The organism is Rhodococcus sp. B50, assembly GCF_013602415.1.
Classification (GTDB): domain Bacteria; phylum Actinomycetota; class Actinomycetes; order Mycobacteriales; family Mycobacteriaceae; genus Rhodococcus.
Genome location: NZ_WPAG02000002.1, coordinates 846407 through 869641, shown reverse-complemented (window position 1 = coordinate 869641; position 23235 = coordinate 846407). Strand labels below are relative to the sequence as shown.

Here is a 23235-nt window from a genome sequence, read left to right as displayed (position 1 = left end):
GATGACGGGCACGGCAGTCGCCGTCCTGTGCGCGCTCGCCGCCGCCGCCCTCGTCGCGGTCGGCAGTGTCGCGCAACAGAGCTCGGCCGCTGCCGTGCCCGACACCGATTCCCTCGTCGGATCCCTGCTGCGCAGCCCCCGCTGGTGGGCGGGCATTCTCGGCGACGGCGGCAGCTACCTGCTGCAGGTCGTCGCGCTCGCGTTCGGGTCCGTGCTGCTCGTCCAGCCCCTACTGGTCGCGTCGCTGCTGTTCGCGTTGCCGCTCGCCGCCGCGACCACCGGCCGCCGCGTCACCCGCACCACCTGGCTGCTCGCCGGCGCGCTGTGCGCGGCGCTGGCGGTGTTCCTGCTCGTCGGCAACCCCACCGAAGGCAGCGGTGACCCGTCCGCCGCCCACTGGGCGCTGCCCCTCACGCTGGTGCTCGCCGTCACCGCCGCCGCCGTCGTCCTCGCCGTGCTCTCCCCACGGTTGCGGGCGCTGGCCTTCGGGATCGCCGCCGGCATCCTCTACGGGGTGACCAGCGCCTTCACCAAACACGTCACCGACCTCGCCGAACACGGCATCGGCCAGCTACTCGGCTCGTGGCAGACCTGGACGCTCGCCGCGGCCGGCGCCGCCGCGATCTACCTGCAGCAACGCGCCTTCCAAGCCGGGGCGCTGACCGCCTCGCTGCCCGCCCTGACCGTCGGCGAACCCCTCGCCGCGATCGTCCTCGGCATGACCGTGCTCGGCGAACACCTCCGCGCCGACGGCCCCGCCCTGGTCCTCGTCGGTGCGGCCGTCGCCGTGATGCTCGGGACCACCATCGCGCTCTCCCGCGCCCAGGCCGCCGACACCGCGGCTACGCCCGTCCCAGCACCGCCACCAGAAACTCCGCGTCGTCGCTGAACGGCCGCAGATCCCAGGTCGCCAACCGCAGCTGCGCCGCCAGACCCGCGGCGGCCGCGTCGGCGAAGAACACGTCGAAGGGATAGTCGCGGCCCGCCCCGAAACCGATCACCACCCGGCCCCGCGGACCCAGATGCGCCGCGAACGCCCGCAACACCGCCACCCGCGTCGACGGCGCCACGAAGGTCATCACATTGCCCGCGCACACGATCACATCGAAGTCCGCGGCGACCCCGCGGGCCGGCAGATCCAGCTCGGCCAGATCCCCGACCAGCCACCGCGGCCCCGGATGATCCTCCTCCGCCGCCGCGATCAGCACCGGATCGACATCGACCCCGACCACCGTGTGCCCGGCCCGGTGCAGATACCCACCGAGCCGGCCCGGCCCGCACCCGGCGTCGAGGATCCGCGCTCCGCGCGGCACCATCGCATCGATCAGCCGAGCCTCCCCGACCGTGTCCTGCCCCTGGGCGACCATGGTGCGGAACCTCTCCACATACCACGACGAATGCGCCGGATTCTCCGCCACCATCTCCTCCCACCGGCTCGGCACCCGCTCGCCGCCCCCGTGTTCCGGACCCTCGCCGCCGCTCATCCCCACTCCTTCGTCCTCACCGAACACCTGCTCGCCCCCACCGTAGGCGCCGCGCCGTCGTCGGCACCACGACACACGGCACCGGCCGTCAGTAGAATCGGTACCCGTCGAAACAACTTCCGGCAGGCGGACACCGTCCGCGACCGGACCCGACGAGAGGACACCGGTGCCTGCGGCACCCACAGCCACCCCACCGCCCGACACCGGCTCCCCCTGCACGGAGTGCGACTCCGGGTCGGAGGGATCCTCTACCGGGCCGGGCCCCCGCCCCGGCCTCCACCCCATCCGGCAGGACCGCCCCTGATGTCCGTCCTGCTCGACATCGCCGCCCTCCTCGGCTTCGTGGCGCTCACCGCCGGCACCGCACTGTTCGTCGCCGCCGAGTTCTCCCTGACCGCCCTCGAACGCAGCACCGTCGACGCGCACGCGCACACCGGCGACCGCCGCGCCCGTCAGGTGCAGCACGCCCACCGCACCCTGTCCTTCCAGCTGTCCGGCGCCCAACTCGGCATCACCATCACCACCCTGATCACCGGCTATCTCGCCGAACCCATCCTCGCGCAGTTCTTCACCCCGCTGTTCGACGCGCTCGGCCTGAGCACCGACATCGCCGCGACCGTCTCGCTGATCCTCGCGCTGCTCATCGCCACCAGCTTCTCCATGGTCTTCGGCGAACTCGTCCCCAAGAACATCGCCATCGCCCGCCCGATGGGCACCGCCCGCGCCACCGCGGGCCTCCAACTGGCGTTCTCGCTGCTGTTCCGCTGGGCGATCCTCGGTCTCAACGGTGCCGCCAACCACCTCGTGCGGCGCCTCGGCATCGAACCGGCCGAAGAACTGCGCTCGGCGCGGTCCCCACAAGAACTCGGCTCCCTGGTGCGCGCCTCGGCGCGCAGCGGCGCCCTCGACGAGCACACCGCCCGCCTGGTCTACCGGTCGCTGCAGTTCGGGGACCGCACCGCCGAAGACCTCATGACCCCGCGTAGCACCGTCGAGAGCCTGGACCGGAACGCGACGGTGCTCGATCTCATCGAGTTGTCCGCCCGCACCGGTTACTCCCGCTTCCCGATCGTCGACGGCGACCTCGACGCCCCGCTCGGGGTGGTCCACGTCAAACACGCCTTCACCGTGCCCGGCCCGGCGCGCGGCACCACCGCCGTCGGCGCCCTCGCCCGACGCGTGCCCACCGTGCCGTCCACCCTCGACGGCGACACCGTGATGGAACGGGTGCGCTCCGACGGCATGCAGGTCGCCCTCGTCGTCGACGAATACGGCGGCACCGCCGGACTGATCACCATGGAAGACCTCGTCGAGGAGATCGTCGGCGACGTCCGCGACGAGCACGACGAGACCGAACTCGACGCGCACCGCGACGGGGACGGCTGGTCGTGTACGGGGCTGCTGCGCACCGACGAGCTCGCGCAGCTCACCGGCTACCACGCCCCCGACGGTGACTACGAAACCCTCGCCGGGTTGATCCTCACCGAACTCGGCCGCATCCCCGAGATCGACGACGAGATCCAGCTGCCGCTGCGCCGCGACGAACGCGACCTCACCTGGTACGCGCGCATCCTCGGGATGGACGGGCACCGCATCGACCGAGTGCTGCTCGTGCCCGGCCCCGCCCCCGACGCCGAGGACGACTCCGGCACCGCCGGTGAGGACGACTCCGGCACCGCCGGTGAGGACGACTCCGGCACCGCCGGTGAGGACCCGTCCCCCGCGACCGGCGAGGGCGGTGAGCAGCGATGAACGACTGGCTCGGAATCGTCTTCGCCGTGCTGCTGCTCGCCGGCAACGCCTTCTTCGTCGGCGCCGAGTTCTCCCTCATCACCGTCCGCCGCGACCGGCTCGAGACCCTGCTCGCGCAGGGCAAGACCCGCGCCCGCACCGTCATCCGGGCCGGTGAACACCTCTCGCTCATGCTCGCCGGCTCCCAGCTCGGCATCACGATCTGCTCGATCCTGCTCGGCCGCGTCGCCGAACCCGCCATCGCGCACCTGATCGAGGTGCCCCTGCACGCGATCGGGGTGCCCGACGCGCTGCTGCACCCGATCGCGTTCACCCTCGGGTTGACCATCGTGGTGGTCCTGCACATCCTGCTCGGCGAGATGGTGCCGAAGAACATCGCCATCGCCGGCCCCGAACGCGCCGCGATGATCCTCGTGCCGATCCACCTGCTGTTCATGCGCCCCGCCCGGCCGGTCATCGCCTTCTACAACCTGTGTGCCAACGCCACCCTGCGCGCGGCACGCATCGACCCGAAGGACGAACTCGACACCTCGGTGTCCGCGGTGGAGCTGACCGAGATGATCGGCGAATCCCGGTCCGAGGGGTTGCTCGACGAGGAGGAACACGAGCGCCTCACCCGTGCCCTGGCCACCGGCGGCCGTACCGTCACCGACGTGATGATCCCTCTCGCCCGGGTGCGCACCGTGCCCCACCCGGGAGGGGGCCCGACCCTCGGGGACGTCGAGCATGCCGTCACCACGACCGGCTTCTCGCGGTATCCCACCCGGCGTCCCGACGGGACGATCACCGGGTATGTCCACATCAAGGACGTGCTCGATCTGGTCCGGGAGCCGTCCACCGGCCCCGAGACCGTCATCCCCGCCGCGGTGATCCGTCCGCTGCCCACCATCGGGATCGCCGACGGTCTCGACGACGCCCTCGGTGCCCTGCGGCGCAGCAACGCGCATCTGGCCGGGGTGATCGACACCACCGGCACACTGCGCGGCATCGTCGCCCTCGAGGACCTCGTGGAAGAGTTCGTCGGGACGGTCCGCGACGCCACCCACCGCGTCGCGGACCCGCTGGGCAACCGGCCCCGCACGACCGCACCCCGATCGACCGAACGAGAACCATGACCCGCTCCCTCACCCCGACCGACCGCCTGCCGATCCTGACCGAGGCCGAGTGGAGCGCGCGGCGCGACGAGCACCACACCATCGTGGACGATCTGCTCGCCGGGCATCTCGCGCGCCGCGCCGCCGGTCGCACCCATCCGGTGCACGACTTCCTGTTCACCTACTACAGCCTGCGGCCGAGCCAGCTGCGGCGCTGGCATCCCGGCTACGGCACCGTACTGCTCGGCGCGAGCGCGGTGCGTGCCTATCGCGACCATCCCGGCTACGAGCGGGTCGTGATCGACGGGGAGCCGGGGGTGCGGGTGGGCCGAGAGGTGCTCGAGCGGCGCGCCGACACCGTCGACTTCGTGGCGGAACTGCTCACCGCGACCGCTTCCCGCCCGCCGCAGCTGGGCTGCTTCGGCCTGCACGAATGGGCGATGGTGTACCGGGCGGGTGCCGACGGGGTGCGGCATTCGTCGGTGCCGTTGCGGCTCGGTCATACCGGCACCGACGCGGTGGTGGAATCAATGCAGCTGCGATGCACTCATTACGACGCGTTCCGGTTCTTCACCCTCGACGCCGTCGCGCGCAACGCCACCGCACCCACCCGTGAGGAGCAGATGCGCAGCGAACAGCCGGGCTGCCTGCACGCCGGCATGGATCTGTACAAGTGGTGCTACAAGTTGTTGCCGCTGACGGATTCGGAGCTGACCGTGCGGTGCCTGCGACACGCGGCCGCAGCCCGTGAGTTGGACATGCGGGCGAGCCCGTATGATCTCGAGGACTACGGCTACTCGCCCATCAGGATCGAGACTGCCGCCGGACGCGCACAGTACGTCCGCGAGCAGTCGGCGCTCACCCGTCGCGCCGCAGCTCTGAGAGAAGAGCTGGTGAATCGATGTACCGCCCTACAGGCGCACAGAACCACTGCGCCCGAAAATACTGGCGGGTAACATAATCGACGATTCCGTGCGGCCGGGACGTTTCCGGCCGCACCGCAACCGGAAAGAGTGAGGGTGATGACAGAACGCGTGCAGGTCGGCGGACTCCAGATCGCGCAGGTTCTCTACGACTTCGTCAACAACGAGGCCATCCCCGGCAGCGGGGTCGACGCGGACACCTTCTGGGCGGGAGCCGACAAGATCGTCCACGACCTCGCCCCCAAGAACCGGGCACTGCTCGCCAAGCGCGACGAACTCCAGACCCGGATCGACGACTGGCACCGCGACCGCGCCGGACAGCCCCACGACCCGGCCGCCTACAAGTCCTTCCTCGAGGAAATCGGCTACCTCGTCCCGCAGCCCGAGCCGTTCACGATCGGCACCGAGAACGTCGACGCCGAGATCGCCGAAACCGCCGGCCCGCAGCTCGTCGTGCCCGTGCTCAACGCCCGCTTCGCGCTCAACGCCTCCAACGCGCGCTGGGGATCGCTCTACGACGCGCTCTACGGCACCGACGTCATCCCCGAAGAGGGCGGCGCCGAGAAGACCGCCGGCTACAACAAGGTCCGCGGCGACAAGGTCATCGCCTGGGCCCGCGACTTCCTCGACAAGGCCGCCCCCCTCGCCCAGGGCACGCACGCCGCCTCCACCGGCTACCGCATCGACGGAACCGAACTGCAGGTCACCCTCGCAGACGGCACCGTCACCGGCCTCGCCCAGCCCGACAAGCTCGTCGGCTACCTCGGCGACAAGAACGCCCCCACCTCGGTGCTGCTGCGCAACCACGGCCTGCACATCGAGATCCGGATCGACCCCGAGTCGCCCATCGGCAGCACCGACGCCGCCGGCGTCAAGGACGTCGTCCTCGAATCCGCCGTCACCACCATCATGGACTTCGAGGATTCGGTCGCCGCCGTCGACGCCGACGACAAGGTCATCGGCTACCGCAACTGGCTCGGCCTCAACCGCGGCGACCTGTCCGAATCCTTCACCAAGGGCGGCAAAACCCTCACCCGCACGCTCAACCCCAACCGCGTCTACACCGCCCTCGACGGCAGCGACCTCGAACTGCACGGCCGCTCCCTGCTGTTCGTCCGCAACGTCGGACACCTCATGACCAACCCCGCCGTCCTCGACCGCGACGGCAACGAGGTCCCCGAAGGCATCCTCGACGCGCTGATCACCAGCCTGTGCGCCATCCACGGCCTGCACACCGACGACGCCCACGGACCCCTCACCAACAGCCGCACCGGCTCGATCTACATCGTCAAGCCCAAGCAGCACGGCCCCGAGGAATCCGCCTTCACCACCGAACTGTTCGGCCGCGTCGAAGACGTCCTCTCCCTGCCCACCAACACCCTCAAGGTCGGCATCATGGACGAGGAGCGACGCACCACCGTCAACCTCGCCGCCTGCATCCAAGCCGCCGCCGACCGCGTGGTGTTCATCAACACCGGCTTCCTCGACCGCACCGGCGACGAGATCCACACCTCCATGGAGGCCGGACCGGTCGTCCGCAAGGCCGCCATGAAGCAGCAGCGCTGGATCACCGCCTACGAGGACTGGAACGTCGACACCGGCCTGGCCTGCGGCCTGCAGGGCAAGGCCCAGATCGGCAAGGGCATGTGGGCCATGACCGACCTCATGCGCGACATGGTCGAGCAGAAGATCGGCCAGCCCAAGGCCGGCGCCAACACCGCCTGGGTGCCCTCACCCACCGGCGCCACCCTGCACGCCACCCACTACCACGAGGTCGACGTCTTCGCCGTCCAGGACCAGCTGAAGGGCACCAGCCGCGCGACCGTCGACGACATCCTCACCATCCCCCTCGCCGAGAACCCGAACTGGACCGACGACGAGAAGCGCGAAGAACTCGACAACAACTGCCAGTCCATCCTCGGCTACGTCGTGCGCTGGATCGACGCCGGCGTCGGCTGCTCGAAGGTCCCCGACATCCACGACATCGCCCTCATGGAGGACCGCGCCACTCTGCGCATCTCCAGCCAGCTCCTCGCCAACTGGATCCGCCACGACGTCGTCACCGCCGACGACGTCGTCGCCTCCCTCGAGCGCATGGCCCCCGTCGTCGACCGGCAGAACGACGGCGATCCCGGCTACCGGCCCCTCGCCCCGAACTTCGACGACAGCATCGCCTTCCAGGCCGCCAAGGAACTCATCCTCGAAGGCACCACGCAACCCAGCGGCTACACCGAGCCGATCCTGCACCGCCGTCGCCGCGAGTACAAGGCCAAGTACGCCTGACCCGCACCACCGACCCACAGGGCCCCGATCCGCACCGGATCGGGGCCTTGCCCGTCCCCGCACCGCGCGGCGGAGCCGGATCACACTCCGCCCCTCACTAGACTCGACGATCGGATCGACGAACGAAACGAGGCGGACACGACGTGGGGCGACATCGCGGCAACGGACGACGAGGAATCAGCACGAGCGTCATCGTGGTCGCCGTAGGCGTAGTACTCGCTCTCCTCGCCGTCCTCGGCTGGTTCCGCCTCCGCGACAACATCGACAACCAGGCCACCGCCGCCGCCGAAACCTGCGTCGAAGGCGACACCGTCCTGAACATCGCCGCCGACCCCCTCATCGCCCCCGCCCTCACCGAACTCGCCGACCGCTGGACCGACGACGGCGTCCGCGTCATCCGCGACCGCTGCGTCACCACCGAGATCACCTCCGTCGACAGCCTCGTCGCCGCCGACACCCTCGCCACCGGCAACTGGGACCCGGTCCTCGCCCCCGAACCCGCCCTGTGGGTGCCCCTCGACAGCCGCATGAGCGCCCGCGCCTCCGACGCCGTCGACGGCACACCCCGCTCCCTCGCCACCTCCCCGGTCGTGCTCGCCGTCCCCACCGACCTCGGTCGTGCCCTCACCACCGCCACCGTCCGCTGGCAGGACCTGCCCCGACTCCAGAACGACCCGGTCGCCATGCGCGAGAGCGGACTCGACATCTGGGGCGCCCTCGGCCTCGCCCTGCCCACCGGCACCGAGACCCACGCCACCACCCTCGCCCTCGAAGCGGTCACCGCCGCCACCACCGGCATCGGCGCCGGTCCGGTCACCCTCGAACAGGCCGCCACCCCCGCCGCCATCACCGCCGTGAGCACCCTCGCGCTCGGCGCCGACACCCTCGGCGCGATCGGCACCACCGCCGACACCCTTACCGCACTCGGCGCCGACCCCGACACCGAGGCCCCCGTCCACGCCGTGCCCGTCATCGAGCAGCAACTGCACCGCGCCCTCACCGACGGACAGATCCGCGGACTCACCGGTCACCTGCCCATCGGCGCCGCACCCGTGGTCGATTTCCCCACCGCCGTCGTCGATGCTCCCTGGGTGGACGAGACCCTCGCCCGCGCGGCCGCAGAGTTCACCGACTACGCCCGCCGCCCCGAACAGGCCGACACCCTCACCGCGCACGGCTTCCGCACCGCCGACGCCACCCCGGAACCCGCCGGGGAACTGCCGCTGCCCCGCGTCGAGACCGCCCTCGCCCCGGCCGCCCCCACCGTCGACGACGTCCTCGTCGCCCTGCGTCTCGCCCCGGTGTCCCCACGCAAGGTCACGATGGTGGTCGACACCTCCACCTCCATGGGCGCCCCCGCCGGGGACGGCACGCGGCTCGGCGCCACCGCCGGCGCCGTGCGCGAGGCCATGCGACGCGCCTCCATCAACTCGGTGATGGGCATGTACGTCTTCGCCGACACTCCCAGCGGGCACCGCGTCGCCGTCATCCGCGACGGACTCACCGACGCCAAGCGCGCGGCGATGTCCTCGGTGCTCGACGACATCGACCTCGTCGACGACGAACCTGTCTACGCCACCCTCACCGCCGCCTATCGCGACGCCGTGGACAATTACGATCCGACCCGACCGAACTCCGTGCTCGCCGTCGTCGACAGCGACGACCCCGACGACGCGGCCGCCCGCGACCTGCTCGCCGCGATCGACGAACTCTCGTCCCCCGACACCCCCGTGCGGATCGACGTCGTCGTCCTCGGCGATCGCACCGACCCCACCCTCGAGCAGGCCGTCGAGGCGACCGACGGCAGCCTCACCGTCCTCGACACCACCGACCCGGCCGATCTCACCGACCTCCTCCGAAAGTTGACGTCCTGACCGTGCTCCGACTTCTCGTCGTGGGGATCTTCCTCGCCCTCCTCACCTACCTGCTGCATCGACGACTCGTCCGGGCACCCGGCCTACCGCGTCCTGCCGCTCTCGCCGCCGACCTCGTCCTCGTGGCGATGTTCGTGCTCACGCTCGGCGCCGCCGAGGTGGGCACCGTGCTCGACCCCGCCTGGGCCCGCCCCATCGGATTCCTCGGGTGGACCTGGCTGGCGGTGGTGCTGTACCTGATGCTCGGGCTCCTGCTCATCGGCGTGGGCCTGCTGATCACCCGTATCGTCCGACGTGGCCGATCCGGGCCGACACCCGACGACGGCACATCCGACGCCGCGCCCGCGCGACGCGGCCTGCGCATCGCCACCGCCGCGCTCGTCGTGGCCGCCCTCGCCGCCGTCGGATACGGCACGGTCGAGGCCGACCGCCCGCAGATCGTCACCGTGCCGGTCGCCCTGCAGGACCTGCCCGACGGCTTCGACGGTGTCCGCGTCGCCCTCGTCACCGACCTGCACGTCGGTCCGGCCAGGGGCGCCGAGTTCGTGCAGCGCGTCGTCGACCTCGTCGCCGAGCAGCAACCCGACCTGATCGTGCTCGGTGGCGACCTCGCCGACGGTACCGTCGAACTCGTCGGCTCCGACCTCGAACCGCTCCGGCGGCTGCAGGCCCCACTCGGGGTGTACGGAGTCAGCGGCAACCATGAGTACTACTCCGACGACGCGGAGTCATGGCTCGACCGCTGGGAGACCCTCGGTGTGCGCGCCCTGCGCAACGAACACGTCCTCCTCGAACGCGACGGCGACGTCGTCGCGCTCGCCGGCGTCCACGACTACACCGCCACCGAACCCCACCATCCCGACATGCCCGCCGCCCTCGACGGCATCGCGGACGGTACCCCCGTGATCCTCGCCGCGCACCAGCCCCGGCACCTCGACGAAGCCCGGGAGCTCGGCGTCGATCTCCAGCTGTCCGGCCACACCCACGGCGGCCAGATGTGGCCGCTGCGGCCGTTCGTCTCCCTCGCCAACCCCACCGTCACCGGGCTCGACCGCTTCGGCGACACACAGATCTACACATCCCAGGGCACCGGCGCCTGGGGACCGCCCGTGCGGGTCGGTACCCCACCGGAGATCTCCGTCCTCGAGCTGACGACCGGGAACTGATCGCCTCCTTTTCGGGGATCGGTGAGTTGCGTTGTCAACGGGGACAGTTTCTGGATTTTATTGGTTTCCGTATAAGTCGGAGTTTACTCGAAGATCAGGGTGGCCGACGGAAACATCCGTCGGCCACCCGCAGCCTCAGCCGCTGTACGCCTCCAAGGGCGGGCACGAGCACACCAGGTTCCGGTCGCCGTGCGCACCGTCGATGCGTCGCACGGCCGGCCACACCTTGGCCCGGCTCTTCCCCATCGGGAACACCGCGATCTCCCGCGAGTACGGGTGACTCCACTCGTCCACCAGGCATTCCGCGGTGTGCGGAGCCCCGCGCAGCGGGTTGTCCTCCACCGGCCACTCCCCTGCCCCGACCCTGTCGATCTCACCGCGGATCGAGATCATCGCGTCGATGAACGCGTCGAGTTCGGCAACGTCCTCGCTCTCGGTGGGCTCGACCATGAGGGTGCCCGCCACCGGGAAGCTCATCGTCGGGGCGTGGAAGCCGTAATCGGCCAGGCGCTTCGCGACGTCGTCGACGGTCACCCCGGTCGCCTTCGTCAGCGGACGCAGATCCAGGATGCACTCGTGGGCGACCATGCCGTTCTCCCCCGTGTACAGCACCGGGAAGTACTCGTCGAGACGCCGGGCGACGTAATTGGCCGACGCGATCGCCGTCAACGACGCGCGGCGCAGCCCCTCGGCACCCATCATCTTGATGTACGCCCAGGTGATCGGCAGGATCGACGCCGATCCGAAGGGTGCCGCCGAGACCGGCCCGACTCCCCCGAGACCCGGCTCCGCGGGATGACCCGGCAGGTACGGGGCCAGATGCGACCGGACCCCGATCGGCCCCACGCCCGGTCCGCCGCCGCCGTGCGGAATGCAGAAGGTCTTGTGCAGGTTCAGGTGGCTGACATCGCCGCCGAACTTGCCCGGTCGTGCCAGACCCACGAGCGCGTTGAGGTTGGCGCCGTCGATGTACACCTGGCCGCCGGCATCGTGCACGGCACCGCAGATGTCGGCGATGTCGTGCTCGTAGACACCGTGCGTGGACGGATAGGTGATCATGATCGCGGCAAGTCGCGCACCGTGGTCGGCGATCTTGGCGCGCAGATCGTCGAGATCGACGTCGCCATTGGGGCGGCACGCGACGACCTCGACGCGCATCCCTGCCATCACGGCGGACGCGGCGTTGGTGCCGTGTGCGCTCGACGGGATGAGGCAGATGTCCCGATCGGTGTCGCCGCGGTCGAGGTGGTAGTGGCGGATCGCGAGCAGACCCGCGTATTCACCCTGGCTGCCGGCGTTGGGTTGCAGGCTCACGGCGTCGTAGCCCGTGACCGCGGCGAGCCAGCCTTCGAGATCGGCGATGAGGCGGCGGATCCCTGCCGTCTGATCCGCCGGAGCGAAGGGGTGCAGACCCGCGAACTCGGGCCAGGTTATGGCTTCCATCTCTGCGGCGGCGTTGAGCTTCATCGTGCACGAGCCGAGCGGGATCATCGTGCGGTCCAGCGCGAGGTCCTTGTCGGACAGGCGCCGCAGGTAACGCATCATCGCGGTCTCGGTGCGGTAGCGGGTGAACGCCTCGTGCTGCAGGAACTCGCTCGTGCGGGCCAGAGCCTCCGGCAGCGCCGTTGCCTCGGGGGCGTCTCCACCGGTCGTGCCGAAGGCACGCAGGACGGCGTCGACGTGCGCGGCGGTGGTGGCCTCGTCGCAGGAGATCGACACGTGATCGTCGTCGACGCGGTACAGGTTGATGCCCGCCTCGCGTGCGGCGGCGAGCACGGCGTCGGCGCGTCCCGGAACGCGCACGAGGACGGTGTCGAAGAACTCGTCGTGCACGACCTCCACGCCACCGCCCTTCAGACCATCCGCGAGGCGCCGCGCATGCCCGGCGACGCGACGTGCGATGGCCGCGAGGCCCTCCGCGCCGTGGTACGAGGCGTACATCGCCGCGAGCACGGCGAGGAGCACCTGGGCGGTGCAGATGTTGCTGGTCGCCTTCTCGCGGCGGATGTGCTGCTCGCGGGTCTGCAACGCGAGGCGGTAGGCCGGGTTGCCGTCCGCGTCCACCGAGACACCGACGAGCCGACCCGGCAGAGTGCGGGTGTGGGCGCTACCGACGGCGAGGTAACCGGCGTGCGGGCCACCGAAGCCCATGGGCACACCGAACCGCTGGGTGGTACCGAAGCACGCGTCGGCGCCCTGTTCGCCGGGCGGGGTGATGAGGGTCATGGCCAGCAGGTCGGCTCCGACGGCGACGAGCGCGCCGCGGTCGTGGGCGGCTGCGATGATCGGCGCGGCGTCGACGATGCGTCCCGAAGCGCCGGGAACCTGGAGGATCACACCGAAGAACTCGCCGTCGGGCAGTCCGTCGACGGCGAGGTCGACGGTGACGATCTCGATGCCGAGCGGTTCGGCGCGGGTCGCCAGCACTGCCGCGGTCTGCTCGAACAGGTCGAGGTCGACGACGAGACGCGGGCTCTTGGACCTGCGGTTGGCGCGGCGTAGCAGGGTCATCGCCTCGGCGGCCGCGGTGGCCTCGTCGAGCATGGACGAGTTGGCGATCTCCATGCCGGTCAGGTCGGCGACCATGGTCTGGAAGTTCAGCAGCGCCTCGAGGCGTCCCTGGCTGATCTCCGGCTGATAGGGGGTGTAGGCGGTGTACCAGGCCGGGTTCTCGATGATGTTGCGCAACAACACGGGCGGCGTGAGCGTGTCGTAGTAGCCGTGACCGATCATCGACGTCGCCACGGTGTTCTGCGACGCGAGCGCCTTCAGTTCGGCGAGCACCTCGTGCTCGGAGCGGGGCGCGTCGAGCACGTCGAGTCCGGTCGGCACGTTGTCGGCGCGATCGTCGAGGATGGCGGCCGGCACCGCCGCGGAAGCGAGGGCGTCGAGGGAGTCGACTCCGACGACGTCGAGGATCCGGTTCAGGCCGGCGGTGTCGGGGCCGATGTGGCGATCGGCGAAGTTCGAGGTGACGGCATCTGTCATCGCAGCTCCCGGGCTGGTCGGCGAGGTCCACGTGCGCGGTCGCGCGAAGTGGTTCCTCCCCCTCTGTCGTGAGCTCGCGGTGCGAGCGCCTGAGAGATTCGGCCGGCCAGAGCCTTTCCCCGTGGGCGGGCGGGTGCTCCCGCCGCTTTCCAGAGACGTCGGAGCTCACGCGGTCCCGGTTGCCTGAGAGATTGACGGGGAGGTGCTGCTCCTTCGGCGCCCGGCTCGGTGTCCGGGTCTCTCCCGCGTGATGGCGACGCGACTTCGATTCTAGATCACGCCGCGGGGGTCGAAATACCGCAGGTGTGGATAGGCCCCGGTGGCGGGAGGCGGATCGGCGGTGCGGTCAGCCGATGCGGCGGTTGATGCGCTCGCGCCGACGCGACGCCAGTTCGTCCTCGGGGCGTTCCTCGACGCCGCCGCCGTCGGCGCGTTCGGCGGGGAAGTCGGCGATGCTGCCGGTGAGCTCGCGCATCGCGCCGCTCACTGCGATCCCGAAGACGCCCTGCCCGCCCTGCAGCAGATCGACGACCTCTTCCGGCGACGTGCATTCGTAGACGGTGGTGCCGTCCGAGAAGAGGGTGATCTTCGCGAGATCGCCCACTCCGCGGCTGCGGAGGTGATCGACAGCCACCCGGATGTTCTGCAGCGAGACGCCGGTGTCGAGCAGGCGTTTGACGATCTTGAGGACGAGGATGTCCTTGAACGAGTACAGCCGTTGGCTACCGGAGCCGGCGGCCCCACGGATGGACGGGACCACCAGATTCGTGCGGGCCCAGTAGTCGAGCTGGCGGTAACTGATTCCCGCGATCTGGCAGGCGATGGGCACACGGTAGCCGACGAGTTCATCGGGCACCGAGTTGTCCGGAAACAGGCCCGGCTGGATCTCGTCGGTCTCGTTCGTCCGTGGCGCCGGATTCGAGCGATCGCCGGAATCGACGCCGAGTGGCTGTCCCTTCGTCCGATCTCGCACTACTGACTCCCTCTCGCGCGCCCAGTTCTGCCTCGCAACGACCGATTGGCGGATCCCCCCGACCACATCCGATCATCGAGCGCTCCCAGGCTCACCGAGTCATCCCTGGCGGATCAACTCAGCGTACGCTCCGGTGTTGGGCGCTGGGCTGCAACACGCCGACCGGAAGGCAACGTTCGACATTACTACCGCTACGGCCGACGCGCGCGCCAACGCTCGTCGCCGTACGGACGGACGGCACTCAGCCGTCCGTCGCCTTGAAGTCGTCGGGCGAGACGGAGTCGAGGAACTCCTTGAACTTCTCGACCTCGTCCTCCCGCTCGTCCGGCATGACCAGTCCTGCTTCGGTGAGCACCTGCTCCTCGACGTGGACCGGCGCGCCGATGCGCAAGGCTACCGCCACCCCGTCGGAAGGCCGGCAGGACACGCGCATTCCTCCGTCGAAGATCAGATCCGCGTAGAACGTCCCTTCGCGCAGGTCGACGATGCGCACTTCGCGCAGGTTGTGACCGAAGGCCTCGAGGAGGTTCTTGATCAGGTCGTGGGTCAGTGGCCGTGCCGGTTCGACCCCCTGCTGTTCGAGGGCGATGGCGGTCGCTTCGTTCTGACCGATCCAGATCGGCAGGTATCGATCGCCGTCGACCTCCCGCAGCAGGAGGACAGGCTGGTTCTGCGGCTGTTCGATACGAATCCCTACTATCCGCATCTCGCTCATCGCGATGCCTCCGTCCTGCTGCTCGTCGGTGGTGGACCACCCGACAGGTACTGCCTGGAATTCTAGTGTCCTCCAGCGCATCCGTCAGGTGCCGTAGGTCACGACCCCGACGGGTGGGCCCCTGGTCGCAATCGGCGCCGAGTTCGTCGCCTCAGCGGTCGAGTGCCCCCTGCACCGCCGCTTTCACCAGGCAGGTGTGCAAGGTCAACGACAGTGCTGCCAGTTCGCGCACCATCTCCTCGGCACGCTGCCGCGCCCCTGCGTCGCGGCCCTTCGCGATCGGACCGGCGATCTGCGCGACGAGCGCGGCCTCGCGGTCGGCGGCGAGCTTGAACGCCCGCAGATGCCGAACCTCGAGGCCGAACTCCGCCATCGCCTTCGCCGTGCGGGCGAGCAGCACCGCGTCCTCATCGAAGAATCCGGCCGCCCCCGGCTTGACCAGACCTGCACCCACCAGTTCGGTGAGGAAGGCCGCGTCGATGCCGGCGCGAGTGCACAGATCGTCGCGGCTCACCCGGATCTCACGGTCGCTGCGCAGATCCTCGGGTGAAACCTCACCGCGGGCGACCGCCAGCGGGCGCGGCCGGGTGATCCGGGTATCGACCGATCCCACCGTGGCGGCGCCCCGGTCGATCGCCTCGAGCTGCTCCTTGATCACCTTGAGCGGAAGGTACTGATCGCGTTGCGCGGTGAGCACGTACCGCAGACGCTCGCAGTCGGCGATCGAGAAGCGTCGGTAGCCCGAAGGTGTGCGTTCCGGGCTGATCAGTCCCTCGGCTTCGAGGAACCGGATCTTTGAGATCGTCACGTCCGGGAACTCCGGACGCAGGCGGTCGAGCACCGACCCGATCGACATTCCGGCCGGCGCCGGCTGGCGGGCCGCGGTCATCAGCTACCTGCGCCCTGGTTACCTCGCGGACCGGTCAGGAACACCAACCGGAACTTGCCGATCTGCACCTCGTCGCCGTTCGCGAGGACGGCGGAATCGACCGGCTCGCGGTTGACGTAGGTGCCGTTGAGGCTCCCCACGTCGACGACCTGGAATTCGCCCTCGTCCTGGCGGAACTCGGCGTGCCGACGGCTGACGGTCACGTCGTCGAGGAAGATGTCGCTGTCGGGATGTCGGCCCGCCGAGGTGGTCGGCTGGTCGAGCAGGAAGCGCGATCCTGCATTGGGCCCCCGCTTGACCACCAGCAGCGCCGATCCGGCGGGCAGGCCCTCGACACCCGAGACGGGCGCTTCGGTGGTGGCCGAGCCTGCACCTTCCACTTCGTTCAGGAAGTCGGCGCGAAATACCGAAGTGGTCTCTGCAGGAGTCTCCTCGTAGCCCGCGTTGCCGTTCTCGCTCACCGTTTCTCCTTATCCGTTCGACCACCCGGGTGATCCCGGACGGTCGCTGATTCGTTCGCCCCGTACAGGTCCGACACGGCACACGCCATATCCGACCGTACCCCGCGCGGGGGTACTGCCGCAGACAGTCGCGGTCACGTTACCTGTCCGGTCTGTCAGCCTTCCGTGATCCCGCGGTAACCATCCGCGTCGACCGTCTGCGCGAGGGCCTCGTCGAGTTCGCTCTCGCTGCCGACCTCCACGTCGACGAGCCAGCCTTCCTCGTACGGGCTGCTGTTCACCAGTTCGGGATTCGTGTCGAGTTCCGTGTTGACGGCAAGCACCTTCGCGCTCAGCGGGGCGAAGACGTCCGACACGCTCTTGGTGGACTCGACCTCTCCGAAGGACTCGCCGGAGACGATCTCGGATCCGGCATCGGGCAGTTGGACGAAGACCACGTCGCCGAGTTGGGACTGTGCGTAGTCGGTGATCCCGATCCGCACGGTCGTCGCGCCCGTCCTGCGCACCCATTCGTGCTCGGGGGTGTACCGCAGATCCTCGGGTGTCGCGAAATCGGTCAAGACTGGTCCTTTCGGAGACGACGTTCGACCGGAACGCCGGATTCAGTTACCGGGCTGAGAGTATTGGCGCGGTTCGATCTCCCGCAAGGCGGACACGTCCACCTGCGGAAACTGTTCCACGGACAATGATCCGCCCGCACGGGCGACGGTGTCGACCACTCCGCCGGGAATGTTCAAGGCGGCGGCGAGTGTCGGTCCGTCGCCGATCGCGGTGACCGTGTACGGAGCGTCGAGTCCGCGGTCGTCCACGGTGATCTCGCCCGCGGGTCCGGTGACCCACGAATCGACGCCGATGCGCACGGTCTCCCCGTTCGCTCCGGCGATCTGCATCGTGTCGGCACCCGCCGCGCGCAGCTCCTGGATCATGTCGAGCAGCACCTCCGACCCGACACCCTCGCGCGGATCGTCGACGGTGAGGACCACTCCGGGCCCGGTGGCGGGTGCGGTACCGAGCTGTACCGACAGCGTGTGCAAGCGCGTGCGGGCTTCCTCGAGTGCGGCTTCCGAGCCTTCCTGTTCGAGACTCGAGAGGGTGCGCTCGAGTTCGGTGATCTCCTGGCGGAGAGCGGCTTCGCGGCGGTTGAGGTTGTCGAGCAGCACCAGCAGGTCTGCGGGGCGCGCCGAATCGAGGGCGTCGCCGGTGTCGGTGGTGCGCACCTGCGTGGCGATGCCGGCGCCGAGCAGGACGACGAGAATCCCGGCGAGGACGAGGAAGACGCGATGCGATCGGGTGGCGCGATCGGCGGTGGGCACCGGCGCAGTCGCATCGCCGGTCTCGGGGTCGGGCTGTTGCGGTTCGGTCACGGTTTCAAGCTCCGAACAGTCGACGGCGCAGAGCGGCCGCGTTTCCGAAAATGCGGATACCGAGGACGACGATGACCGCCGTCGAGAGCTGGGCGCCCACCCCGAGTTGGTCGCCGAGCCACACGATCAGCGCCGCGACGAGGACGTTGAAGACGAACGACACCACGAACACTTTCGCGTCGAAGATGTCGTCGAGATAGGCGCGTAAGCCGCCGAAGACCGTGTCGAGCGCGGCGACCACCGCGATGGGCAGATAGGGCTGCACGACGTCGGGTACCTGCGGGCTGAACACGATTCCGGCGCCGATCCCGATCGCCAGTGCGAGCACCGCATAGAGCGCGTGACCGTGTTCGAGCCGCTTCACCTGTACCCCGTTTCTCCGCTGCTGCCGAGTTTCCGGACCGTGGCGGCCGGAAGCTCGAGATCGTCCTCCTCGGTGACGGTGAATCCCACCCCGTAGAGCTGCTGTATACCCGCGATGCGCAGGTAGGCGTCGCTGACGACGAAGGACGTCTGCAGCCGGGACGGGGACCCCACCGCCGAGACCGTGTACGGGGAGAATACGGGCCGGTTGTCGACGAGCATCGCTCCCCCGGCCTGGCGGATGGTCACGCCGGGACCCACCCGCACGCCGCCGACCTCGACGGCCTCCGCACCGGCGGCCCAGAGCGCGTTGACCACCGACTGCAGGTCGCGGTCGAGGACGAGCGCGGTGGGCCGGTCCTCGAGTCGCGCCGCGTCCGAGAGGTTCGGGCGCGCGGCGGGTTCGGTGAGGGTGACGCTCATCCCGGGTCCGCGCACGGATGTCGCGGCGGCCGCGGTCTCGGCGTCCCGGAGTTCGTCGAGGATGCTCGCGCCGTCACCGCCGTCGGCGAACAGCACAGTACGTCGTTCGTCGATCGCGGCATCGAGTTCGTCCCGCCCCGCGGTGAGCGCGGCGATCCGCTGATCGCCCGCTCGGAGGGAGGCGAGGATCTCGGCGCGGGTGTTGTCGGTGCCGGCCTCCACGTCGACGTTCTGCGCGTACGCGACGCCGATGACGAGTCCGGCGAGGAGAACGCCGGCGCCGAGCCACGCACGGGAGGCTCGCGGGGTGGTGCTCGAACGCCCCGCCGCCCGGTCCGCAGCGGACGCGGCGTAGCCAGGATCGAGATGATCCTCGAGAAGCGACTTCAGCAGCGAGGGCACCGGATTGCGCCGGATGCGTTCCCACGCGCGGCTCATCGGATCACCGCCCGGCCGGCACGATCCGTGCCGTCACGATTGCCTGCGCGAGATACAACAGACCGGTCCACACGTACAACACGGTCCCCCAGATCAGGGCGGCCCAGCCGAGCGGGCCGGTGATCGGTTCCGAGGCCGGCACGGCGACGGCGCCGAGCATGAGCGGCAGCGCGCACATGAGCAGGAAGGTGGCGCCCTTGCCGAGATAGAGCACCTCCGGTGGCGGCAGTTCCCGGCGCCGGTAGACGGCGAGCGTCGGGGCGAGGACGAGTTCACGGCCGACGAGGATCACCGCGATCCACCACGGCACGATGTCGCGCGCCACGAGGGCGACGAGGGTGACCACGATGTAGAGGCGGTCGACGGCGGGATCGAGGAGGGCACCGAGGCGAGAGGTCTGGTCGAGCAGCCGGGCGAGTTTGCCGTCAGCCCAGTCGGTGATGCTGCTCGCGGCCAGCAGGATCAGCGCCCAGACGTCGGCGTGGGCGACGAGGACGAGGTAGAGGAAGACGGGTACGCCCAGGAGCCTGATGAAGCTGAGGACGTTCGGCACGGTGAGGATGCGGTCCGATCCGCGCGTGTCGGCGGTTCCGGTCGCATCGGTCATGGCGGGGCCGCTCCGTGTTCTCGTGAGGTCGTTCTCGTGATGCCCCCACCGGAGTCCCGGTTCGGGTGCGCAGTCCAGCCTTCCACAGCCGTGCGACCGGAGATCCCCGGGTGTCAGCGCCAGGCGAAGACCGGTTGCTCGAGGTCGTCGATCCGGGTGGCCCGCCGGCGGAGGACGACTTCGCGGAACTGGTAGACCACCGCGGCGGTCGGTGCGTGCACGAGATGACCGCGGAACGGCCACTGGATCACCGGCTTGTCGGATTCGGGGATGCCGACGAAGCGCGGGTCGACGTCGAGTTCGTCCGCGGTGACGGCGAAGAGCACGTCGACCTCGTCGGGGCTCGGCTTCAGATCGGTCACGGCGGTGTGCGACCACACGACGAACGGCGACATCACGTAGCCGGATCGGGTGACATAGTCGTCGAGTCGGCCGAGGACGGCGTCGGAGCCGAGGTCGAGTCCGAGCTCCTCGTGCAGTTCACGGAGGGCTGCCTGCTCCGGCTCCTCCCCCTCGTCCAGACGGCCACCCGGCAGCGCGAACTGGCCGGGATGGGCTCGCAGGCGCGTCGGCCGCCGTGTGAGGGGCATGACGGGGTTGCCGTCCCCGCCGTCGAGCACCGCCACGACGACGGCTGCGTGCCGGCGACCGTCGAGCGGCAGACGGCGGGAGTCGAACGCGTCCAGCGCGTCACGGACGTTGTCTCGGTCGAGGGGGTGCGGAGCGGGCATGGATCGACAGTAGTTCGCCCCGTCCGTACCGGCGGGTAGGCGCACGTCGTAGCTGTTGCGGGTGTCGCAGTTCCCAGGCCGAGGGATATTCGGAATATCGCTGGTTTCCGTATGGTCCGGATCATCAGCCCGGGTGGGAGTTCTCCGGACACGGATCCCTGCCCGCCGTCATAGTGGGAACCGACGGAAAGGAGCTCGATGAACGACGTGCCCGCCGGCCTCGACCTCGATGCGCTCGATGCCTACCTGCAGACCTCCGCCCCCGACCTGTTCTCCGGTCCCCTCCGCGCCCGCCTGATCAGTGGCGGGCGATCGAACCTCACCTACGAGGTGACCGACGGCGAACGGCGGCTCGTGCTGCGCCGTCCCCCACTCGGACACGTCCTCGCCACCGCCCACGACATGGCTCGCGAGTACCGGGTCATCTCCGCGCTCGACGGCACCGCGGTACCGGTCCCCCGCACCTATCTGCTGTGCGAGGACGATTCGGTGCTCGGCGCGCCGTTCTACCTCATGGATCTCGTCGTGGGAACGCCCTATCGCACCGCCGAGGAACTCGAACCCCTCGGTGCCGCGCGCACGCGGGTCATCTCCGAGCGGATGGTCGACACCCTGGCGGCCTTGCACGCGGTGGACCCCGCCACCGTGGGACTCGAGGACTTCGGTCGCCCGCAAGGTTTCCTCGAGCGGCAGGTGCGCCGTTGGACCACCCAACTCGAGAACTCGCACAGCCGGGATCTCACCGGCGCCGAGGAGCTGCACCGGCTGCTCGTCGACAACCTGCCGGGCGACGGCGAGGTCGGCATCGTGCACGGCGACTACCGGCTCGACAACGTCCTCGTGGACGACGACGAGGTGGTCGCGGTGCTGGACTGGGAGATGGCCACCTTGGGCGATCCGCTCACCGATGTGGCGTTGCTGCTGGTCTACCAGCGGCTGGCGCGGGAGAACACGGAGTTCCCCGTCTCGACGGTCTCCCGCGCGCCGGGTTTCCTCGGCGACGACGACCTGCTCGCCCGCTACGAGGCGTCCGGTGGACGGGACCTGTCGGACATGGCATTCCACCTCGCCCTCGCCTACTACAAGCTCGCCGTGATCCTCGAGGGCATCTACTTCCGCTTCCGTCAGGGCAAGACCGTCGGCGACGGTTTCGAGGAACTCGGTCGCGGTGTCGAGCCGCTGCTGCGCGCCGGCATCGACGCCCTCGACGGTCGGCACTGATCTGTCGGCATCGAACGGTCGGCAGAGTCGACCCCGGGACCGTTGTCATAGTCGCTCGGTACGCTCGGCTCATGCCGCATCCGGTGATGTTCGACGAGGCGGATCCACTGCTCGCCCGTGTGCGCTCGCTCGCGCTGACCTTGCCCGGCGCCTCCGAGAAGATCTCGCACGGTCGGCCGTTCTTCTCCACCCGGACGGCCTTCGCGGTCTACGGAGGCGCCGAGAAGGACACCCGCGCACCGTTTCCCCGCTCCATCATCGTCAAACCCGACGAAGAGGAGCGCCGCGCGCTGCTCGAGGAGCCGCACATCTACCTGCCGATGTACTTCGGGCCGTCCGGGTGGATCGGGTACGACCTCGCCCGTCCGGAGGTGGATTGGGGCGAGGTCGCCGAGCTGCTCGACATGTCCTACCGGGAGACCGCGCCACCGAAGCTGGTGCGCGAGCTCGACGCGCGCGCCGGTTGACGGCCGCCGAGGCGCGGGTTCAGCCCTGCTGGTCGCCGATGCTGACCATCCACGAGACTCCGAAGCGGTCGGTGCACATGCCGAACAGATCGCCCCACGGGGCACGTTCGAGCGGCATGTCGACGCGACCGCCTTCGCTCAACGCCTCCCACCAACTGCGGAGCACGCCCTCGTCGTCCCCGCTGAGCGACAGCGAGAAGTTCGTGCCGGGTGAGTAATCCATGCTGTTCGGGGTGTCCGAGGCCATGAGCACGAAGCCGCGGTCGGTGGTGAGCATCGAGTGCATCACCTTGTCGTCCTCGCTCGGATCGTCCGAGGCGTGCATGTCGGCGAACCTGCTCACCGTCAGTTCGCCGCCGAACACCGACTTGTAGAACTCCATGGCCTCGCGCGCGGAATCGCGGAATGCGAGATAGGGATTGAATCGAGTGGTCATCGTGATCCTTTCGCGGGTGCGGTAGGGCACGCTCGGTGCCCTACCGGTGGTGACCGTCCGCCGACGCACTTCTCATCGTGAGCGGTGCGTACCGGATCCGGGAGCGTTCGGTGCGCTCGCCTGCGCTCAGAAGGGCGCGCACCCCGGTAGGAAGGCGCCGGCATCGCCGGCACCGAGCGTCCCGTAGGTCAGAAGGGACCGGAGCAGGCAGTGCGGGGTACCGAAATATCCGGCGGAACCGGTGTCCGCTGCGGCCGTGGTGGATCCACCGAGTACGAGTCCTGCCGCCGCGGCTGTCGCGAACGCACACTCCTGGCGAATTTCTTCATCCTGTCGTTTCCCCTTGCACGACGCGCCGGGTGAGCAGGCGCGTCCGCGAACGAGAAAACCCCTTCCGACCGAAGTCGGAAGGGGTTTCACTGTCGGGCTGACAGGATTTGAACCTGCGACCACTTGACCCCCAGTCAAGTGCGCTACCAAGCTGCGCCACAGCCCGTCCGCGCTCTCTCCGAGCGCTCTCAGAGATTACAACAGGAACGGACCGAAACACTAATCGGCTGGTCAGCGCGTTTTCGCGACCGAG

General features: G+C 69.5%; 22 protein-coding genes, 1 tRNA gene and 1 riboswitch. Of the genes, 9 read left to right on the top strand and 14 right to left on the bottom strand.

Annotated features, from left to right (window positions below; all coding sequences use genetic code 11):
* The first annotated feature begins 1 nt into the window (after position 1).
* Positions 2-889 carry a DMT family transporter gene (locus GON09_RS04390; RefSeq protein ID WP_213930755.1) on the top strand — a complete coding sequence of 296 codons (888 nt, stop codon included), beginning with the start codon at positions 2-4 and terminating at the stop codon, positions 887-889.
* Here the strand turns inward: GON09_RS04390 and GON09_RS04385 are convergent.
* On the bottom strand, positions 843-1484 hold the full coding sequence (locus tag GON09_RS04385; RefSeq protein WP_213930754.1) for a class I SAM-dependent methyltransferase: 642 nt from the start codon (positions 1482-1484) through the stop codon (positions 843-845). The two genes, GON09_RS04390 and GON09_RS04385, sit on opposite strands and share 47 nt — an antisense overlap.
* A 303-nt stretch (positions 1485-1787) precedes the next feature.
* On the opposite strand from GON09_RS04385, the gene GON09_RS04380 reads away from it, so the two are divergent.
* The 6 genes from GON09_RS04380 to GON09_RS04355 all read left to right on the top strand — a co-directional run bounded on the left by GON09_RS04380 (position 1788) and on the right by GON09_RS04355 (position 10576).
* Entirely contained in the window at positions 1788-3236 is a 1449-nt protein-coding gene (locus tag GON09_RS04380; protein WP_213930753.1) for a hemolysin family protein, read from the top strand.
* Positions 3233-4351 carry a hemolysin family protein gene (locus GON09_RS04375; RefSeq protein ID WP_213930752.1) on the top strand — a complete coding sequence of 373 codons (1119 nt, stop codon included), beginning with the start codon at positions 3233-3235 and terminating at the stop codon, positions 4349-4351. The genes GON09_RS04380 and GON09_RS04375 overlap by 4 nt, the downstream gene beginning before the upstream one ends.
* Positions 4348-5286 (top strand): 3-methyladenine DNA glycosylase, encoded by a 939-nt coding sequence (locus GON09_RS04370; protein ID WP_213930751.1) that lies wholly within the window; start codon positions 4348-4350, stop codon positions 5284-5286. The genes GON09_RS04375 and GON09_RS04370 overlap by 4 nt, the downstream gene beginning before the upstream one ends.
* A 66-nt stretch (positions 5287-5352) precedes the next feature.
* Positions 5353-7536, top strand: coding sequence for a malate synthase G (locus GON09_RS04365; protein WP_213930750.1), 2184 nt, complete (start codon positions 5353-5355; stop codon positions 7534-7536).
* 143 nt (positions 7537-7679) lie between these two features.
* The gene (locus GON09_RS04360) at positions 7680-9410 is read left to right on the top strand and encodes a substrate-binding domain-containing protein (protein ID WP_213930749.1); all 1731 of its coding nucleotides are present in this window, start codon (positions 7680-7682) and stop codon (positions 9408-9410) included.
* 2 nt (positions 9411-9412) lie between these two features.
* Positions 9413-10576, top strand: a complete 1164-nt coding sequence (locus GON09_RS04355) for a metallophosphoesterase (RefSeq protein ID WP_213930748.1) — start codon at positions 9413-9415, stop codon at positions 10574-10576.
* Between the two features lie 135 nt (positions 10577-10711).
* Here GON09_RS04355 and gcvP read toward each other — a convergent pair whose 3' ends face one another.
* From gcvP to GON09_RS04300, 11 genes are all read right to left on the bottom strand, one after another.
* The gene (gcvP, locus tag GON09_RS04350) at positions 10712-13564 is read right to left on the bottom strand and encodes an aminomethyl-transferring glycine dehydrogenase (RefSeq protein WP_213930747.1); all 2853 of its coding nucleotides are present in this window, start codon (positions 13562-13564) and stop codon (positions 10712-10714) included.
* A gap of 160 nt (positions 13565-13724) precedes the next feature.
* Positions 13725-13820: riboswitch (glycine riboswitch) on the bottom strand.
* 90 nt (positions 13821-13910) lie between these two features.
* On the bottom strand, positions 13911-14537 hold the full coding sequence (locus GON09_RS04345) for a MerR family transcriptional regulator (protein ID WP_016694271.1): 627 nt from the start codon (positions 14535-14537) through the stop codon (positions 13911-13913).
* Between the two features lie 241 nt (positions 14538-14778).
* Positions 14779-15252 carry a bifunctional nuclease family protein gene (locus tag GON09_RS04340; RefSeq protein ID WP_213930746.1) on the bottom strand — a complete coding sequence of 158 codons (474 nt, stop codon included), beginning with the start codon at positions 15250-15252 and terminating at the stop codon, positions 14779-14781.
* A 151-nt stretch (positions 15253-15403) separates the two neighbouring features.
* The gene (ftsR, locus tag GON09_RS04335) at positions 15404-16141 is read right to left on the bottom strand and encodes a transcriptional regulator FtsR (RefSeq protein WP_213930745.1); all 738 of its coding nucleotides are present in this window, start codon (positions 16139-16141) and stop codon (positions 15404-15406) included.
* Positions 16141-16602 (bottom strand): glycogen accumulation regulator GarA, encoded by a 462-nt coding sequence (gene garA / locus GON09_RS04330; protein WP_006552746.1) that lies wholly within the window; start codon positions 16600-16602, stop codon positions 16141-16143. The genes ftsR and garA overlap by 1 nt, the downstream gene beginning before the upstream one ends.
* A 155-nt stretch (positions 16603-16757) precedes the next feature.
* The gene (gene gcvH, locus GON09_RS04325; protein WP_213930744.1) at positions 16758-17162 is read right to left on the bottom strand and encodes a glycine cleavage system protein GcvH; all 405 of its coding nucleotides are present in this window, start codon (positions 17160-17162) and stop codon (positions 16758-16760) included.
* 42 nt (positions 17163-17204) lie between these two features.
* Positions 17205-17915: a DUF881 domain-containing protein gene (locus GON09_RS04320; RefSeq protein ID WP_213934275.1), complete on the bottom strand. Its 711-nt coding sequence runs from the start codon at positions 17913-17915 to the stop codon at positions 17205-17207.
* 55 nt (positions 17916-17970) lie between these two features.
* Positions 17971-18330: a small basic family protein gene (locus tag GON09_RS04315; protein WP_016934925.1), complete on the bottom strand. Its 360-nt coding sequence runs from the start codon at positions 18328-18330 to the stop codon at positions 17971-17973.
* Positions 18327-19190: a DUF881 domain-containing protein gene (locus tag GON09_RS04310; protein WP_213930743.1), complete on the bottom strand. Its 864-nt coding sequence runs from the start codon at positions 19188-19190 to the stop codon at positions 18327-18329. Before GON09_RS04310 ends, GON09_RS04315 begins: the two co-directional genes overlap by 4 nt.
* Positions 19191-19194: 4 nt before the next feature.
* Entirely contained in the window at positions 19195-19797 is a 603-nt protein-coding gene (locus GON09_RS04305; protein WP_213930742.1) for a CDP-alcohol phosphatidyltransferase family protein, read from the bottom strand.
* Between the two features lie 113 nt (positions 19798-19910).
* Entirely contained in the window at positions 19911-20528 is a 618-nt protein-coding gene (locus GON09_RS04300; RefSeq protein WP_213930741.1) for an NUDIX hydrolase, read from the bottom strand.
* Between the two features lie 198 nt (positions 20529-20726).
* Here GON09_RS04300 and GON09_RS04295 point away from each other — a divergent pair, with 198 nt between their 5' ends.
* On the top strand, positions 20727-21749 hold the full coding sequence (locus tag GON09_RS04295) for a phosphotransferase family protein (RefSeq protein WP_213930740.1): 1023 nt from the start codon (positions 20727-20729) through the stop codon (positions 21747-21749).
* A gap of 71 nt (positions 21750-21820) precedes the next feature.
* Entirely contained in the window at positions 21821-22216 is a 396-nt protein-coding gene (locus tag GON09_RS04290) for an MmcQ/YjbR family DNA-binding protein (protein WP_213930739.1), read from the top strand.
* A 19-nt stretch (positions 22217-22235) separates the two neighbouring features.
* Here the strand turns inward: GON09_RS04290 and GON09_RS04285 are convergent, their stop codons facing one another.
* Entirely contained in the window at positions 22236-22652 is a 417-nt protein-coding gene (locus GON09_RS04285) for a VOC family protein (protein ID WP_213930738.1), read from the bottom strand.
* A 422-nt stretch (positions 22653-23074) separates the two neighbouring features.
* A tRNA-Pro gene (locus GON09_RS04280) sits at positions 23075-23148 on the bottom strand.
* Positions 23149-23235: the final 87 nt, after the last annotated feature.